This is a genomic window from Streptomyces sp. NPDC047525 (genome assembly GCF_040643025.1).
GTDB lineage: Bacteria > Actinomycetota > Actinomycetes > Streptomycetales > Streptomycetaceae > Streptomyces > Streptomyces durmitorensis.
Window position 1 is genome coordinate 158,427 of the sequence record NZ_JBEYTL010000004.1, and the last position, 13,974, is coordinate 172,400.

Annotated in this window: 11 protein-coding genes and 1 tRNA gene; 8 read left to right on the forward strand and 4 right to left on the reverse strand. The window is 67.6% G+C overall.

All coding sequences use genetic code 11. The annotated features are described in order from the left end of the window. Positions 1–190: 190 nt before the first annotated feature. A complete protein-coding gene (locus ABZ833_RS13135; protein ID WP_361045236.1) occupies positions 191–349 on the reverse strand; it encodes a hypothetical protein in 159 nt (52 codons plus the stop codon). A gap of 505 nt (positions 350–854) precedes the next feature. Between ABZ833_RS13135 and ABZ833_RS13140 the strand changes: the two genes are divergently transcribed. The 5 genes from ABZ833_RS13140 (at position 855) to ABZ833_RS13160 (ending at position 6,617) form a co-directional block, all read left to right on the forward strand. Further along, positions 855–2,102: a branched-chain amino acid ABC transporter substrate-binding protein gene (locus ABZ833_RS13140; protein ID WP_361045239.1), complete on the forward strand. Its 1,248-nt coding sequence runs from the start codon at positions 855–857 to the stop codon at positions 2,100–2,102. Positions 2,103–2,251: 149 nt separating this feature from the next. Continuing rightward, entirely contained in the window at positions 2,252–3,181 is a 930-nt protein-coding gene (locus ABZ833_RS13145) for a branched-chain amino acid ABC transporter permease (RefSeq protein WP_249590523.1), read from the forward strand. A gap of 5 nt (positions 3,182–3,186) precedes the next feature. Beyond that, the gene (locus tag ABZ833_RS13150; RefSeq protein WP_361045244.1) at positions 3,187–5,031 is read left to right on the forward strand and encodes a branched-chain amino acid ABC transporter permease; all 1,845 of its coding nucleotides are present in this window, start codon (positions 3,187–3,189) and stop codon (positions 5,029–5,031) included. Positions 5,032–5,034: 3 nt separating this feature from the next. Further along, positions 5,035–5,901, forward strand: coding sequence for an ABC transporter ATP-binding protein (locus ABZ833_RS13155; protein WP_361045247.1), 867 nt, complete (start codon positions 5,035–5,037; stop codon positions 5,899–5,901). After that, the gene (locus ABZ833_RS13160) at positions 5,901–6,617 is read left to right on the forward strand and encodes an ABC transporter ATP-binding protein (RefSeq protein WP_361045250.1); all 717 of its coding nucleotides are present in this window, start codon (positions 5,901–5,903) and stop codon (positions 6,615–6,617) included. The genes ABZ833_RS13155 and ABZ833_RS13160 overlap by 1 nt, the downstream gene beginning before the upstream one ends. 67 nt (positions 6,618–6,684) lie before the next feature. On the opposite strand, the gene ABZ833_RS13165 is transcribed toward ABZ833_RS13160, so the two are convergent. Further along, a complete protein-coding gene (locus ABZ833_RS13165; RefSeq protein WP_361045253.1) occupies positions 6,685–7,341 on the reverse strand; it encodes a response regulator in 657 nt (218 codons plus the stop codon). 97 nt (positions 7,342–7,438) lie between these two features. Between ABZ833_RS13165 and ABZ833_RS13170 the strand changes: the two genes are divergently transcribed. Further along, a tRNA-Leu gene (locus tag ABZ833_RS13170) sits at positions 7,439–7,521 on the forward strand. Positions 7,522–7,753: 232 nt separating this feature from the next. Further along, positions 7,754–9,652 carry an alkyl sulfatase dimerization domain-containing protein gene (locus tag ABZ833_RS13175; protein ID WP_361045255.1) on the forward strand — a complete coding sequence of 633 codons (1,899 nt, stop codon included), beginning with the start codon at positions 7,754–7,756 and terminating at the stop codon, positions 9,650–9,652. Between the two features lie 68 nt (positions 9,653–9,720). Here the strand turns inward: ABZ833_RS13175 and pyk are convergent, their stop codons facing one another. Beyond that, positions 9,721–11,157, reverse strand: coding sequence for a pyruvate kinase (gene pyk, locus ABZ833_RS13180; RefSeq protein WP_361045258.1), 1,437 nt, complete (start codon positions 11,155–11,157; stop codon positions 9,721–9,723). A 157-nt stretch (positions 11,158–11,314) separates the two neighbouring features. After that, the gene (locus ABZ833_RS13185; RefSeq protein ID WP_361045261.1) at positions 11,315–12,028 is read right to left on the reverse strand and encodes an SIMPL domain-containing protein; all 714 of its coding nucleotides are present in this window, start codon (positions 12,026–12,028) and stop codon (positions 11,315–11,317) included. A gap of 137 nt (positions 12,029–12,165) precedes the next feature. Here ABZ833_RS13185 and ABZ833_RS13190 point away from each other — a divergent pair, with 137 nt between their 5' ends. After that, positions 12,166–13,971: a 5'-nucleotidase C-terminal domain-containing protein gene (locus ABZ833_RS13190; RefSeq protein WP_361045265.1), complete on the forward strand. Its 1,806-nt coding sequence runs from the start codon at positions 12,166–12,168 to the stop codon at positions 13,969–13,971. The last annotated feature ends 3 nt before the right edge of the window (positions 13,972–13,974 follow it).

Below are 13,974 nucleotides of genomic sequence, written 5' to 3' on the forward strand. Positions count from 1 at the left end.
CCGGCGACCACACCTACGACGCCCGCACCGCCTCCCCGGACCGGGGCGCCGCACACCCCGTCAGGCCCCGCCCGCTCCTCACCCGTCACCGCCGCACCGCCCTGGCCGTCGCCACCGCCGCGGTCGTCGGGGCCGCGGGGCTCAGCCTCTACCTGACCCGTCCCCGGCCCCCTGCGCCGCCGCCACCGCTCTACCCGTCGCAGACCGTGTCCGTGACGTACAAGGGCGACATGACGCACCCGCGGGCGGGCGACCGCACGTTCAGCTTCAGCGTCAGCCTCGGCCAGGACTCGGGGCCGCCCGTGTCCGTCAGGCGGATCGGCCAGCCGTCTGCGGCGCTGTCGGTCACCGCCGCTCCCCATACCCCATTCACAGTGAAAAGCGGAAGCCCTCGGACGGCACGTATTTCCATGCACATTCGCGAATGTGGAAATGTGCCACGGAATGCCGGACTCCCTTTCCTGGAAGTAACACTGCGTAATGTGCGCGCAAAGCAGACGCAGAGCTTCATCCTCGGCTCGGCGTACGCAAAAGATCTCTCCGAGGCCCTGACAGCCGCATGCCCCCCGAACACTGATGTCATGAGTAAAACACCCTGACAGTCCTGCAAGTTCTCAGCATGCGGGATGCGCCGAAGGTGGCGCATTCCGCCCCAACCACCCCCTGAGTTCCAGCCCGGAATACTCCGTGGCATAACAAGAGCGTCACACCTTTGGCCTGACCACTCCACCAGGAACAAAGCGGCCCTTAGAGTCACGGCCAGTCACCGCGCCCACCGGATTCCTGTCAGTTCGGTTCTGCGCTCGACTCGGCCACCCAACAGGGGACGGCCGTGCCAGGGGAAAGGACTGATCGTGCGTCAACGTTCGCTCATAGCCATCACCGCTGCATTCACCGCGGGGGCACTCACCCTCACCGCCTGTGGCTCACGCGACGACAAGGACAAAGACGACGCCGGGGGTGGCGGTACCACCGTGGTCATCGGCGTCGACGCGCCGCTGACCGGCGACTTGTCCGCGCTGGGCCTCGGTATCCGCAACTCCGTGGATCTCGCCGCCAAGCAGGCCAACGAGAAGAAGTACGTCGACGGCATCACCTTCAAGATCGAGGCCGCCGACGACCAGGGCCAGCCCGCGTCGGGCCAGACCAACGCGACCAAGTTCGTCGCGAACAAGGAAATCCTCGGCGCCGTCGGGCCCCTGAACTCCTCCGTCGGCGAGTCGATGCAGAAGGTCTTCGACGACGCGAAGCTCGTACAGGTCTCCCCCGCCAACACCAACCCGGCCATGACCCAGGGCCAGGACTGGAACGGCGGCAAGAAGGTCCGGCCGTACAAGGCCTACTTCCGCACGGCCACCACGGACGCCATCCAGGGCCCGTTCGCCGCGCAGTACCTGTACAACGACGCGAAGAAGAAGAAGGTCTTCGTCGTCGACGACAAGAAGACCTACGGTGCCGGCCTGGCCGCCACCTTCAAGGACGAGTTCACCAAGCTCGGCGGCAAGGTCGCCGGCACGGAGCACGTGAACCCGGACACCAAGGACTTCGGCGCCGTCGCCACCAAGATCAAGAACTCTGACGCCGACGTCGTCTACTACGGCGGCGAGTACCCCGCGGCCGGCCCGCTCAGCAAGCAGATGAAGAAGGCAGGTGCCAAGATCCCGCTCGTCGGCGGTGACGGCATCTACAGCGCCGACTTCGTCAAGCTCTCCGGCAAGGAGGGCAAGGGCGACATGGCCACCTCGATCGGCCAGCCGGTCGAGGAACTGCCGTCCGCCAAGGAGTTCATCGCGAACTACAAGAAGGCCGGCTTCAAGGAGGCCTACGAGGCCTACGGCGGCTACTCGTACGACTCGGCCTGGGCGATCATCGAAGCGGTCAAGAAGGTCGTCGAGGACAACGACGGCAAGCTGCCCGACGACGCTCGCGCCAAGATCGTCGAGGCCATGCAGGACGTCTCCTTCGACGGTGTGACCGGCAAGGTCTCCTTCGACGAGTACGGCGACGCGACCAACAAGCAGCTCACCGTGTACCAGGTGAAGTCCACCGAGGACCCGACCAAGGGCTGGGAGCCGGTCAAGTCCGGCACCTTCACCGGCTGATCCACCCCGCAGCACGACACCACCGCGCGGGGCGCTGCCTCTGCAGCGCCCCGCGCGGCGTCGCATCCGTCACCTAAGCCGTTCGGCCGCCGGGGCCCACAGCCACCGCACACAGGCCGCACGACACCGAAAGACTCGGAGGACCTGCGGTGCACGAACTGCCGCAACAGCTGGTCAACGGCCTGCTACTGGGATCCATGTACGGCCTGATCGCCATCGGCTACACAATGGTCTACGGCATCGTCCAGCTCATCAACTTCGCCCATGGCGAGATCTTCATGGTCGGCGGCTTCGGCGCCCTCACCGTCTGGCTCTGGCTGCCGGGCGGCACCAGCATGTGGCTCGCACTGCCACTCATGCTCATAGGCGCCGTGATCGTCTCGACCCTCATAGCGGTCGGAGCCGAACGCTTCGCCTACCGCCCGTTGCGCGGCGCACCCCGCCTCGCCCCCCTCATCACCGCCATCGGCCTCTCCCTCGCGCTGCAGCAGGCCGTCTGGGCCTGGTACCCCAACGCGAAGTCGTCCCGCACCTTCCCCGAGATGCCCGGCGACTCCATCCACATGGGCTCCGTCACCATCCAGCCCGGCGACATCTTCCTGCTGATCACCGCCCCGATCTGCATGTTCGCCCTCGGCTACTTCGTGATGAAGACCCGCGTGGGACGCGGCATGCAGGCCACCGCGCAGGACCCCGACACCGCCAAGCTCATGGGTGTCAACACCGACCGCGTCATCGTCGTGGCCTTCGCGATCGGCGCCGCCTTCGCCGGCATCGCCGCCGTCGCCTACGGCTTCCGCTACGGAGAAGTCCAGTTCCGCATGGGCTTCCTGTGGGGTCTCAAGGCCTTCACCGCGGCCGTGCTCGGAGGCATCGGCAACATCTACGGCGCGATGCTCGGCGGCCTCGTCCTCGGCGTCGCCGAAGCCATGGCCACCGCCTACATGAACGACATCCCCGGCATGAGCCAGCTCGGCGGGCAGTCCTGGGCCGACGTCTGGGCCTTCGTACTCCTCATCGTCGTACTCCTCGTCAGGCCACAAGGTCTCCTTGGCGAGCGCGTCGCGGACAGGGCGTGACAACCATGACCACACAGACCACAGCGGCCGACGCGCCGAGCCCCAAGCAGGACCACACCGCCACCGGCCTCATCGCCATCCCCGTGGGCCCCGCCCGCGCACTGGCCACCGGCGGCGGCATCCTCACCGTCATCTCCACGTTCATGGCGTGGACCTGGACCTCGGCCTTCCCCGGCGACCTCACCGTCTACGGCTACCCCGGCGGCCTCCAGGTCCTCGTCCTGATCGCCGGCATCCTCACCACGCTCTTCGGCCTCGCCTCCTACGGCGTCAAGGGCGTACGGGCACTGGCCCCCGGCGGAGCCGACGCCGCACTGAAGTACGCGGCACTCGCCGCCTTCGCGACCACCTGGTACACGATCCTCTCGATCAGCTACCAGCTCGGCGGCCTCGCCAACCTCGAACCCGGCGGCTGGGTCGCCGCGCTCGCCACGCTCGGCGCCTTCGTCGGCGCCCTCGCCCTGCCCTTCACCCGGCCGCACACCTACGCGGTCGACGCCGAGGACAGCGGCAGCGAGCAGTTCAAGCACCGCGTGCGCAACGGTCTTGTCGTCTTCAAGGGCGCGTTCGCCGCCGAGGCCCCGCCCACGCCGCGCAAGCTCCCCAGCTACGTCGAGATCCTGATCATCGTCGCCGCGCTCGCCGTGGGCCTCGTGGTCTTCACCTACGGCATCGGCACCGAGTACGACGAACTCTTCGTCGGCTTCCTGGTCACCGTGGCGTTCAGCTTCGCCGCGCTGTCCAAGGCGGGGCTCGTCGCCCAGGTCTCCACGTACACCGCGCGGCACCGCAACATCACACTCGGCGGTGCCTTCGCCGCAGCGGCGGCCTTCCCGTTCACGCAGAGCGACGACCAGTACGCCACCATCGGCGTCTACATCCTCATCTTCGCCACCGTCGCGCTCGGCCTGAACATCGTCGTCGGCCTCGCCGGACTCCTCGACCTCGGATACGTCGCCTTCCTCGGCGTCGGCGCCTACGCGGCGTCCATGGTCTCCGGGTCGCCGTCCTCGCCCTTCGACGTCCATCTGCCGTTCTGGGGCGCGATCCTGGTCGGCGCGAGCGCATCGCTCGTCTTCGGTGTGCTCATCGGCGCCCCGACGCTGAGGCTGCGCGGCGACTACCTCGCCATCGTCACCCTCGGCTTCGGAGAGATCTTCCGGCTCGTCGCGATGAACTCCGACGGCACGTCGGGCCCGGACATCACGAACGGCTCGAACGGCATCTCCTCGATCCCGAACCTCAAGATCCTCGGCTTCGACTTCGGCCTCGAGCACACCATCTTCGGCGTCACCATCGGCCGATTCGCGAACTACTTCTTCCTGATGCTGCTCATCACCCTCGTCGTCGTGCTGGTCTTCCGGCGCAGCGGCGACTCCCGCATCGGGCGCGCCTGGGTCGCCATCCGCGAGGACGAGACCGCGGCGCTCGCCATGGGCATCAACGGCTTCCGCGTGAAGCTCATCGCCTTCGCGCTCGGCGCCACGCTCGCCGGACTCGCGGGCACGGTGCAGGCGCACGTCACCTACACCGTGACGCCCGAGCAGTACCAGTTCGCCAACACGGTCCCGCCGAACTCGGCGTTCCTGCTCGCCGCGGTCGTCCTCGGCGGCATGGGCACCATCAGCGGACCCCTCGTCGGCGCCGCGCTGCTCTACCTCATCCCGAGCAAGCTCTCGTTCCTGGGCGACTACCAGCTCTTCGCCTTCGGCCTCGCGCTCGTGCTGCTCATGCGCTTCCGCCCCGAGGGCCTCATCCCCAACCGCCGCCGCCAGCTCGAGTTCCACGAGGCCGATCTGGCTCCCGGCGACACGCCGCCACCCACAGTCCTCAGCAAGACAGGGGCCTGAGCCATGACCACCGACACCACCACCAGCAAGGACAGCCCGGCCGCGACGCCGGCCGGAGAGACTGTCCTGGACGCCAAGGGCGTCACCATGCGCTTCGGCGGCCTGACCGCCGTGCGCTCCGTCGACCTCACCGTCAACAGCGGCGAGATCGTCGGCCTCATCGGCCCCAACGGCGCGGGCAAGACCACCTTCTTCAACTGCCTCACCGGCCTGTACATCCCCACCGAGGGCGAAGTCCGGTACAAGGGCACGGTCCTGCCCAGCAAGTCCTTCAAGGTCACCGCGGCGGGCGTGGCCCGCACCTTCCAGAACATCCGTCTGTTCGCCAACATGACGGTCCTGGAGAACGTCCTCGTGGGGCGCCACACGCGTACGAAGGAGGGTCTCTGGTCGGCTCTTCTGCGCGGCCCCGGCTTCCACAAGGCGGAGGCCAAGTCCAAGGCCCGCGCCCTGGAGCTGCTCGAGTTCGTCGGCCTCGCCGACAAGGCGGAGCACCTCTCCCGCAACCTGCCCTACGGCGAGCAGCGCAAGCTGGAGATCGCCCGGGCACTCGCGAGCGAGCCGGGCCTGCTCCTCCTGGATGAGCCGACCGCGGGCATGAACCCGCAGGAGACCCGCGCCACCGAGGAACTCGTCCTGGCCATCCGGGACATGGGCATCGCCGTCCTCGTCATCGAGCACGACATGCGCTTCATCTTCAACCTGTGCGACCGCGTGGCCGTACTCGTCCAGGGCGAGAAACTCGTCGAGGGCAGCAGTGAGACCGTCCAGCAGGACGACCGCGTCATCGCCGCCTACCTGGGCGAGCCCTTCGAAGGTGCCCCCGGCAGCACAGAGGCCGACGCGACGGGCAACGAGGAGACCAGCTGATGACCGCACTGCTCGAGGTCGAGGACCTCAAGGTCGCCTACGGCAAGATCGAAGCCGTCAAGGGCATCTCTTTCAAGGTCGAGGCCGGCGAGGTCGTCACCCTGATCGGTACGAACGGCGCAGGCAAGACCACCACGCTGCGCACGCTCTCCGGACTGCTCAAGCCGGTCGGCGGCTCCATCAAATTCAACGGAAAAACGCTGCGGAAATACCGCGCCGACCAGATCGTGGCGCTCGGCCTCGCCCACTCTCCCGAGGGCCGGCACATCTTCCCGCGCATGACGATCGAGAACAATCTGCGGCTCGGCGCCTATCTGCGCAGCGACAAATCGGCCATCGAAAAGGACATCGCGCGCGCCTATGAGCTCTTCCCCATTCTCGGGGAGCGCAGAAAGCAGGCGGCGGGCACGCTCTCGGGCGGCGAGCAGCAAATGCTCGCCATGGGACGCGCGCTCATGTCCCAGCCCAAACTGCTCATGCTCGACGAACCCTCCATGGGCCTTTCGCCGATCATGATGCAGAAGATCATGGCGACCATCTCCGAGCTCAAGTCGCAGGGCACGACCATTCTGCTCGTCGAACAGAACGCCCAGGCGGCGCTCTCGCTCGCCGACCACGGTCATGTCATGGAGGTCGGCAAGATCGTCCTTTCCGGTTCGGGGAGCGACCTGCTGCACGACGAGTCCGTGCGCAAGGCGTACCTCGGCGAGGACTAGGCACTTCGCGTACGTACGAGGAAGGCCCGCACCCCGAAGCCGGGGTGCGGGCCTTCCTCGTGTGCGGCTACTGCCCCTTGGCCGCCTTCTTCTCGTCGGCGTCCTCGATGACCGCCTCCGCGACCTGCTGCATCGAAAGGCGCCGGTCCATCGACGTCTTCTGGATCCAGCGGAACGCGGCGGGCTCGGTGAGGCCGTACTCCGTCTGAAGGATCGACTTCGCGCGGTCCACCAGCTTGCGCGTCTCCAGACGCAGGGTGAGGTCCGCGACCTCGTTCTCCAGCGTCTTGAGCTCCGTGTAGCGCGAGACGGCCATCTCGATGGCGGGCACCACGTCGGTCTTGCTGAAGGGCTTGACGAGGTACGCCATCGCGCCGGCGTCCCTGGCCCGCTCGACCAGGTCACGCTGCGAGAACGCGGTCAGCATGAGCACCGGGGCGATGCTCTCCTCGGCGATCTTCTCGGCCGCCGAGATGCCGTCCATGACGGGCATCTTCACGTCAAGGATCACCAGGTCCGGCTTGTGCTCGCGGGCCAGCTCGACGGCTTTCTCACCGTCACCGGCCTCGCCTACGACGGTGTAACCCTCTTCCTCGAGCATCTCCTTGAGGTCGAGCCGGATGAGAGCCTCGTCCTCGGCGATGACGACACGGGTCGTCAGCGGAGGCACGTGCGACTTGTCGTCGTCATCGGCTACGGGCTGGGGCGACTCGGGGGAAGTCACGGGGGCTCCTTGTTGCGGGCCGGGCAGGTACTGCTGCCTCTGCAGCCTACCTAGCTGCAGCGTCCGGCGGTGACCCGGTATAGTTCCGGCAGTGCCTGCCGGGTTGGTGGAACGGTATACACGGAGGTCTCAAACACCTCTGCCTGAAAGGGCTTGCGGGTTCGAGTCCCGCACCCGGCACATCGAAGGAAAAGCGGGTGCTCACGATTGCGTGAGCACCCGCTTTTTTGCTACGTATGGCCATCTGCCGTCACGGACAGTAGTCCCGCGATATCGCGCCCGATCCTGCACCCGCCCCGCGCCGCCCGCGCAATAGGACGCGTCACTCCCCTTTTCCGCCCTCCCTGGGAGCTGCCCCAAATCCCCGGCGAACCCTTGCCCCGCCCCGTTCCCCGCTGCGATCTTCGGCCGCATGACTCCCTTGAACCGCCGCAGCTTCGTCGCCGCGGCCGCGGGTGCCGCCGCGGCGGCCGTGGCCATGAATCCTCACACCGCCTTCGCGGTCGACCGCGAAGGCACCGACCAGGGCGGTGACGACTTCGCCGACGCCGACAAGGGGTTCATCGCCGCCCTCACCCCCGGTGTCGTGAAGAACGCCAAGGGCCAGGTCGTCTGGGACAACGACGCGTACGGCTTCCTCAAGGGCGACGCCCCCAGGACCGCGGACAAGAGCCTGTGGCGCCAGTCGCAGCTCGTGTCGAAGCAGGGGCTCTACAAGGTCACTGACCGTGTCTACCAGGTGCGCGGCCTCGACCTGTCGAACATGACGATCATCGAGGGCGACACCGGCATCGTCGTCATCGATCCCCTGATCTCCGCGGAGACCGCGGCCGCCGCCCTGAAGCTGTTCCGCGAGCACCGCGGGAAGAAGAAGGTCACCGGGCTCATCTACACCCACCCCCACGTCGACCACTTCGGCGGCTGCCGCGGCGTGCTGCCGGACGGCGCGGGCGACGTGCCGATCCTCGCGCCCGAGGGCTTCATGGAGCACGCCGTCTCGGAGAACGCCGGTACGGCGATGCAGCGGCGCTCCGGCTACATGTACGGCGCGCTGCTCCCCAAGTCCCCCGCGGGACAGATCGGTTGCGGCCTCGGGCAGAGCGTCTCGGTGGGGTCGATCGGGCTGATCCCGCCGACCAAGGACATCACCGAGACCGGTCAGGTCGAGACGGTCGACGGCGTGAGGTTCGAGTTCCAGATGACGCCGGGGACGGAGGCGGCCGCGGAGATGAACTTCGTGCTCCCCGAGCTGCGTGCCGTCTGCATGGCGGAGAACGCGACGCACACGATGCACAACATCATCACGCTGCGCGGCGCGCAGGTGCGGGACGCCCGGCAGTGGGCGCACTACCTCAACGAATCGGTGGTCCTCTTCGACGGGCGGGTGGATGTCGCCTTCGCCTCGCACCACTGGCCGACGTGGGGCGGGGAGACGATCGTCGAGCTGCTCGAACAGCAGCGGGACCTGTACGCGTACATGCACGACCAGACGCTGCGGATGATCAACAAGGGGATGACCGGGCGGGAGATAGCCGAGGAGATCGAGCTGCCGCCCGCGCTGGCCGGCGTCTGGGCGAACCGCGGGTACTACGGATCGCTGAGCCACAACGTGAAGGGCATCTACCAGCGGTACATGGGCTGGTTCGACGGCAACCCCGCGCACCTGTGGGAGCACCCGCCCGTCGAGGAGGCCAAGCGGTATGTCAAGGCCATGGGCGGCCGTACGGCCACGGTCGCGAAGGCCAGGGCGTTCGCGCGCGACGGCGATCCGCGGTTCGCGGTGACGCTGCTCAACCACGTCGTGTTCGCGGACCCCGGCCACAAGGCCGCCAAGTCGGAACTCGCCGCGCTGTACGTGAAGTTGGGGCAGGCATCGGAGAACGCCGTGTGGCGGAACTTCTATCTGATGGGCGCCCAGGAGCTGCGCGAAGGCGTACAGGACTCCCCCACCTCCGTGGCGAGCGCGGACATGCTGATGGCACTCTCCGTGGACCAATTGATCGACTCGGTGGCGATCCGCGTGAACGGTCCGAAGGCGTGGGACCTGAAGCTGCGCATGGACTGGAGCCTTCCGGCCCTGGGCAAGATCTGGCATCTGACGTTGCGGAACGGCGTGTTGACCTACCGCAGCGACACGAAGAAGGACCCGGACGCGGGCGTCACTCTGACCATGACCAAGCCTCAGCTGCTCGCGATGCTGGGCGGCAAGGGGCTCGGTGACATCAAGGTCGAGGGGGACGCGAAACTCCTCGCCGAGCTGCTCGGCGTGGTGGACAAGCCGGACCCGAATTTCGCGATCGTGACGCCCTAGACACGCTCGCACAAAAGCGAGGGGCCGCTCCCCCCGGAGCGGCCCTTCGTTCCACGTACGCGATCCGCCTACTTGGGGCTGTCGTCCTCGCCGATGTGGTGGATGCGTACGAGGTTGGTGGAGCCCGCGACTCCGGGCGGGGATCCCGCGGTGATGACCACCACGTCGCCCTTCTCGCAGCGGCCGTACTTCAGGAGCAGCTCGTCGACCTGGCGGACCATGGCGTCGGTGGATTCGACGTGCGGGCCCAGGAACGTCTCCACGCCCCAGGTGAGGTTCAGCTGCGAGCGCGTCGCCCGGTCCGGGGTGAAGGCGAGCAGCGGGATCGGCGAGCGGTAGCGCGAGAGGCGGCGGACCGTGTCGCCGGACTGCGTGAAGGCCACGAGGAACTTGGCGCCGAGGAAGTCGCCCATCTCGGCGGCGGCACGGGCCACGGCGCCGCCCTGGGTGCGGGGCTTGTTCCGCTCGGTCAGCGGCGGAAGGCCCTTGGCGAGGATGTCCTCCTCGGCGGCCTCGACGATGCGGCCCATCGTGCGGACCGTCTCGATGGGGTACTTGCCGACGCTGGTCTCGCCGGAGAGCATCACCGCGTCCGTGCCGTCGATGACGGCGTTCGCGACGTCCGAGGCCTCGGCGCGCGTGGGGCGGGAGTTGTCGATCATCGAGTCGAGCATCTGGGTCGCGACGATGACCGGCTTCGCGTTCCGCTTGGCGAGCTTGATGGCGCGCTTCTGGACGATCGGCACCTGCTCGAGGGGCATCTCGACGCCCAGGTCACCGCGGGCGACCATGATCGCGTCGAAGGCGGCGACGATGTCGTCGATGTTCTCGACGGCCTGCGGCTTCTCCACCTTGGCGATGACGGGGAGGCGGCGGCCCTCCTCGTCCATGATGCGGTGCACGTCCTCGATGTCGCGTCCGCTGCGGACGAAGGACAGGGCGATGACGTCGAACCCTGAACGCAGGGCCCAGCGCAGGTCCGCCTCGTCCTTGTCGGAGAGCGCGGGGACGGAGACGGCGACGCCGGGGAGGTTGAGCCCCTTGTGGTCGGAGACCATGCCGCCCTCGACCACGGTGGTGGTGACACGAGGACCGTCGACCGCGGTGACCTCCAGGGTCACTTTGCCGTCGTCGACGAGGATGCGCTCACCGGGAGTGACGTCATCGGCGAGGCCGCCGTAGGTCGTGCCGCAAGTCTGGCGGTCGCCCTCGACGCCCTCTTCGACGGTGATGGTGAACTCGTCACCGCGTTCAAGGAGTACGGGTCCTTCGCTGAAGCGGCCGAGGCGGATCTTCGGGCCTTGAAGGTCCGCGAGGACGCCGACGCTGCGGCCTGTCTCGTCGGAAGCCTTCCGTACGCGCTGATAGCGCTCCTCGTGCTCGGCGTACGTGCCGTGGCTGAGGTTGAAGCGGGCCACGTCCATTCCGGCTTCGACCAGTGCCTTGATCTGGTCGTACGAGTCGGTGGCGGGGCCCAGGGTGCAGACGATTTTTGCTCGGCGCATGCTTCGAGCCTAGGCCTTACCGGCCGGTAGAGAATTGGCCGGGCATGACTACTCAACAACCTTTGCATGAAAGGTTATTGACAAGTGTTGAATTGTGCGGGGCGCTGCTCTGATGAGCGATCTACCGGGCGCCCCGCCGTGTAAATCCCCTCCGCGGCTACAGCTGCGGCGGTGTCATCGTGAAGCGCGCGTTGACCTGTGCGTACACGTGTTGCCGCTGGGGTTCGAGGTCGAGGGGGGCGGCTTCCTGGTACGGGTCGGGCGCGCCGCCGTACGCGACGGTGCGCATGGCGGGCGTCGGGCCGCCGTACCCGTACGGCTGGGCGTTCTCGGCGCCGATGTCAGCGAGCTCGACGAGCGCGGCGAGCGTGGTCCCCAGCGCCTGCGCGTACTCCCGGCCCCGCTGCACCGCTTCCCTGACCGCGTGCTGGCGGGCGTCGCGGCGGGTGGGAGAGTCGGGGCGCAGGGCCCAGTAGGGGCCGTCGACACGGGTCAGTTCGAGGTCCGCGAGGCGCGTGGTGAGCTCGCCGAGCGCGGTGAAGTCGGTGAGCTCCGCGGTGATGTTGACCCGGCCGTGGTAGGCGCGGACGCGTTCGCCGCGGCCGTGCTTGGTCAGTTCGGGGCTGATGGAGAAGGCACCGGTCTCCAGCGTCTCGACGGCTTCGCCGTAGGCCTTCACGAGGTCGATGACAGTGGCGTTGCGGCGCGTGAGGTCGTTCAGGGCGTCGCGCCGGTCGGTGCCGCGCGCGCTGACCGTGATGCCGATGCGGGCGATCTCGGGGTCGACTTCGAGGTGCGCCTCGCCCTTGACGGCCAGGCGCGGGGCGTCGGGGGTGCCGTAGGGGGCCGGAGTGGGGGTCGTCTCGTCCATGCGGCCACTCTCGCACTGGGGGACGGCACCGGACAGTCATCGGATCGAAACCTGCGGGGTCTGTTGCCGGTGGCGTGGTCGGGGTCAGAATCTACGCGCGTTACATCGATCGACCAAGGGTCCAAGGGGAGTACGAAATGCCGCTGAACCGCCGGAAGTTCCTGGGCAAGTCCGCCGCAGCCACGGGTGTGGCGCTCGCGGGCGGCGTGGCCGTCGCGCCCTCCGCGTCGGCGCGGGCGCCCCAGAAGCCCGCCAAGCGGAAGAAGCGGTACTCGTTCACCGTCATGGGCACGACGGACCTGCACGGCAATGTCTTCAACTGGGACTACTTCACGGACAAGGAATTCGACGACAAGGACCACAACGACGTAGGCCTGGCGAAGATCTCCACCCTCGTGAACGAGATCCGCGAGGAGAGAGGCCGCCGCAACACGCTTCTCATCGACGCGGGCGACACCATTCAGGGCACCCAGCTCTCGTACTACTACGCCAAGATCGACCCGATCACCGCCGCGCGCGGACCGGTCCATCCGATGGCACAGGCGATGAACAGCATCGGCTACGACGCGGCGGCGCTCGGCAATCACGAGTTCAACTACGGCATTCCGGTCCTGCGGAAATTCGAGGAGCAGTGCGACTTCCCGCTGCTCGGCGCCAACGCCCTCGACGCGAAGACGCAGAAGCCCGCTTTCCCGCCGTACTTCATGAAGCGTCTGCGCACCCCGCACGGCCGCGACGTGAAGGTGGCGGTCCTCGGCCTGACGAACCCCGGCATCGCGATCTGGGACAAGGCCAACGTCCAGGGCAAGATGACGTTCCCGGGCCTGGAGGAGCAGGCGGCGAAGTGGGTGCCCAAGCTGCGGTCCATGGGCGCCGACGTCGTGATCGTCTCGGCCCACTCCGGGTCCAGCGGCACCTCTTCGTACGGTGACCAGCTCCCGTACATCGAGAACGCGGCGGGTCTGGTGGCCGAGCAGGTGCCCGGCATCGACGCGATCCTCGTCGGACACGCGCACACGGAGATCCCCGAGTACTTCGTTCAGAACAAGGAGACCGGCAAGAAGGTCGTCCTGTCCGAGCCGCTGAAGTGGGGCCAGCGCCTCACGCTCTTCGACTTCGACCTGGTGTGGGCCAAGGGCCGCTGGACGGTGGAGAAGGTCGGCGCGAAGGTCCTCAACTCCAATACGGCGGCGGAGGACAAGAAGGTCACCCGGCTCCTCGCCGACGAGCACAAGAAGGTCGTCGCGTACGTCAACCAGGTCATCGGCACCTCGACGCAGGCGATGAGCACGGCCGAAGGCCCGTACAAGGACGTCGCGATCATCGACCTGATCAGCCATGTCCAGGCGGAGACGGTCAAGGAGGCGCTCAAGGGCGGGCAGTACGCGGCGCTGCCCGTGCTCTCGCAGGCCTCGTGCTTCTCGCGCACGGCGGGCATCCCGGCGGGCGAGGTGACGATCAAGGACGCTGCGGGGCTCTACCCCTTCGAGAACACCCTTGAGGCGCGGCTCATCACGGGCGCGCAGCTCAAGGAGTACCTGGAGTTCTCGGCGCGCTACTACGTGCAGACGGCGGCCGGCGCCCCGGTCGACCCGGCGAAGCTGACGAACGCGGACAACACCCCGGACTACAACTACGACGCGCTGTACGGCGTGACGTACGAGATCGACATCGCCAAGCCCGCCGGTTCCCGCATCGCGAAGCTGAGCTTCGGCGGCTTGGACATCGACCCCAAGGCCGAGTTCGTGCTCGCGGTCAACAACTACCGTGCGAGCGGCGGCGGCAACTTCCCGCACGTGCCGGCCGCCAAGCAGCTGTGGGCGAACTCGGACGAGATCCGGAACACGATCATCCAGTGGGTCCAGGCGAAGGGAACGGTCGACCCGGCCCAGTTCGCGTCGGTGGACTGGAAGCTGACCCGGGACGGCACTCCGGTCTTCTGACCT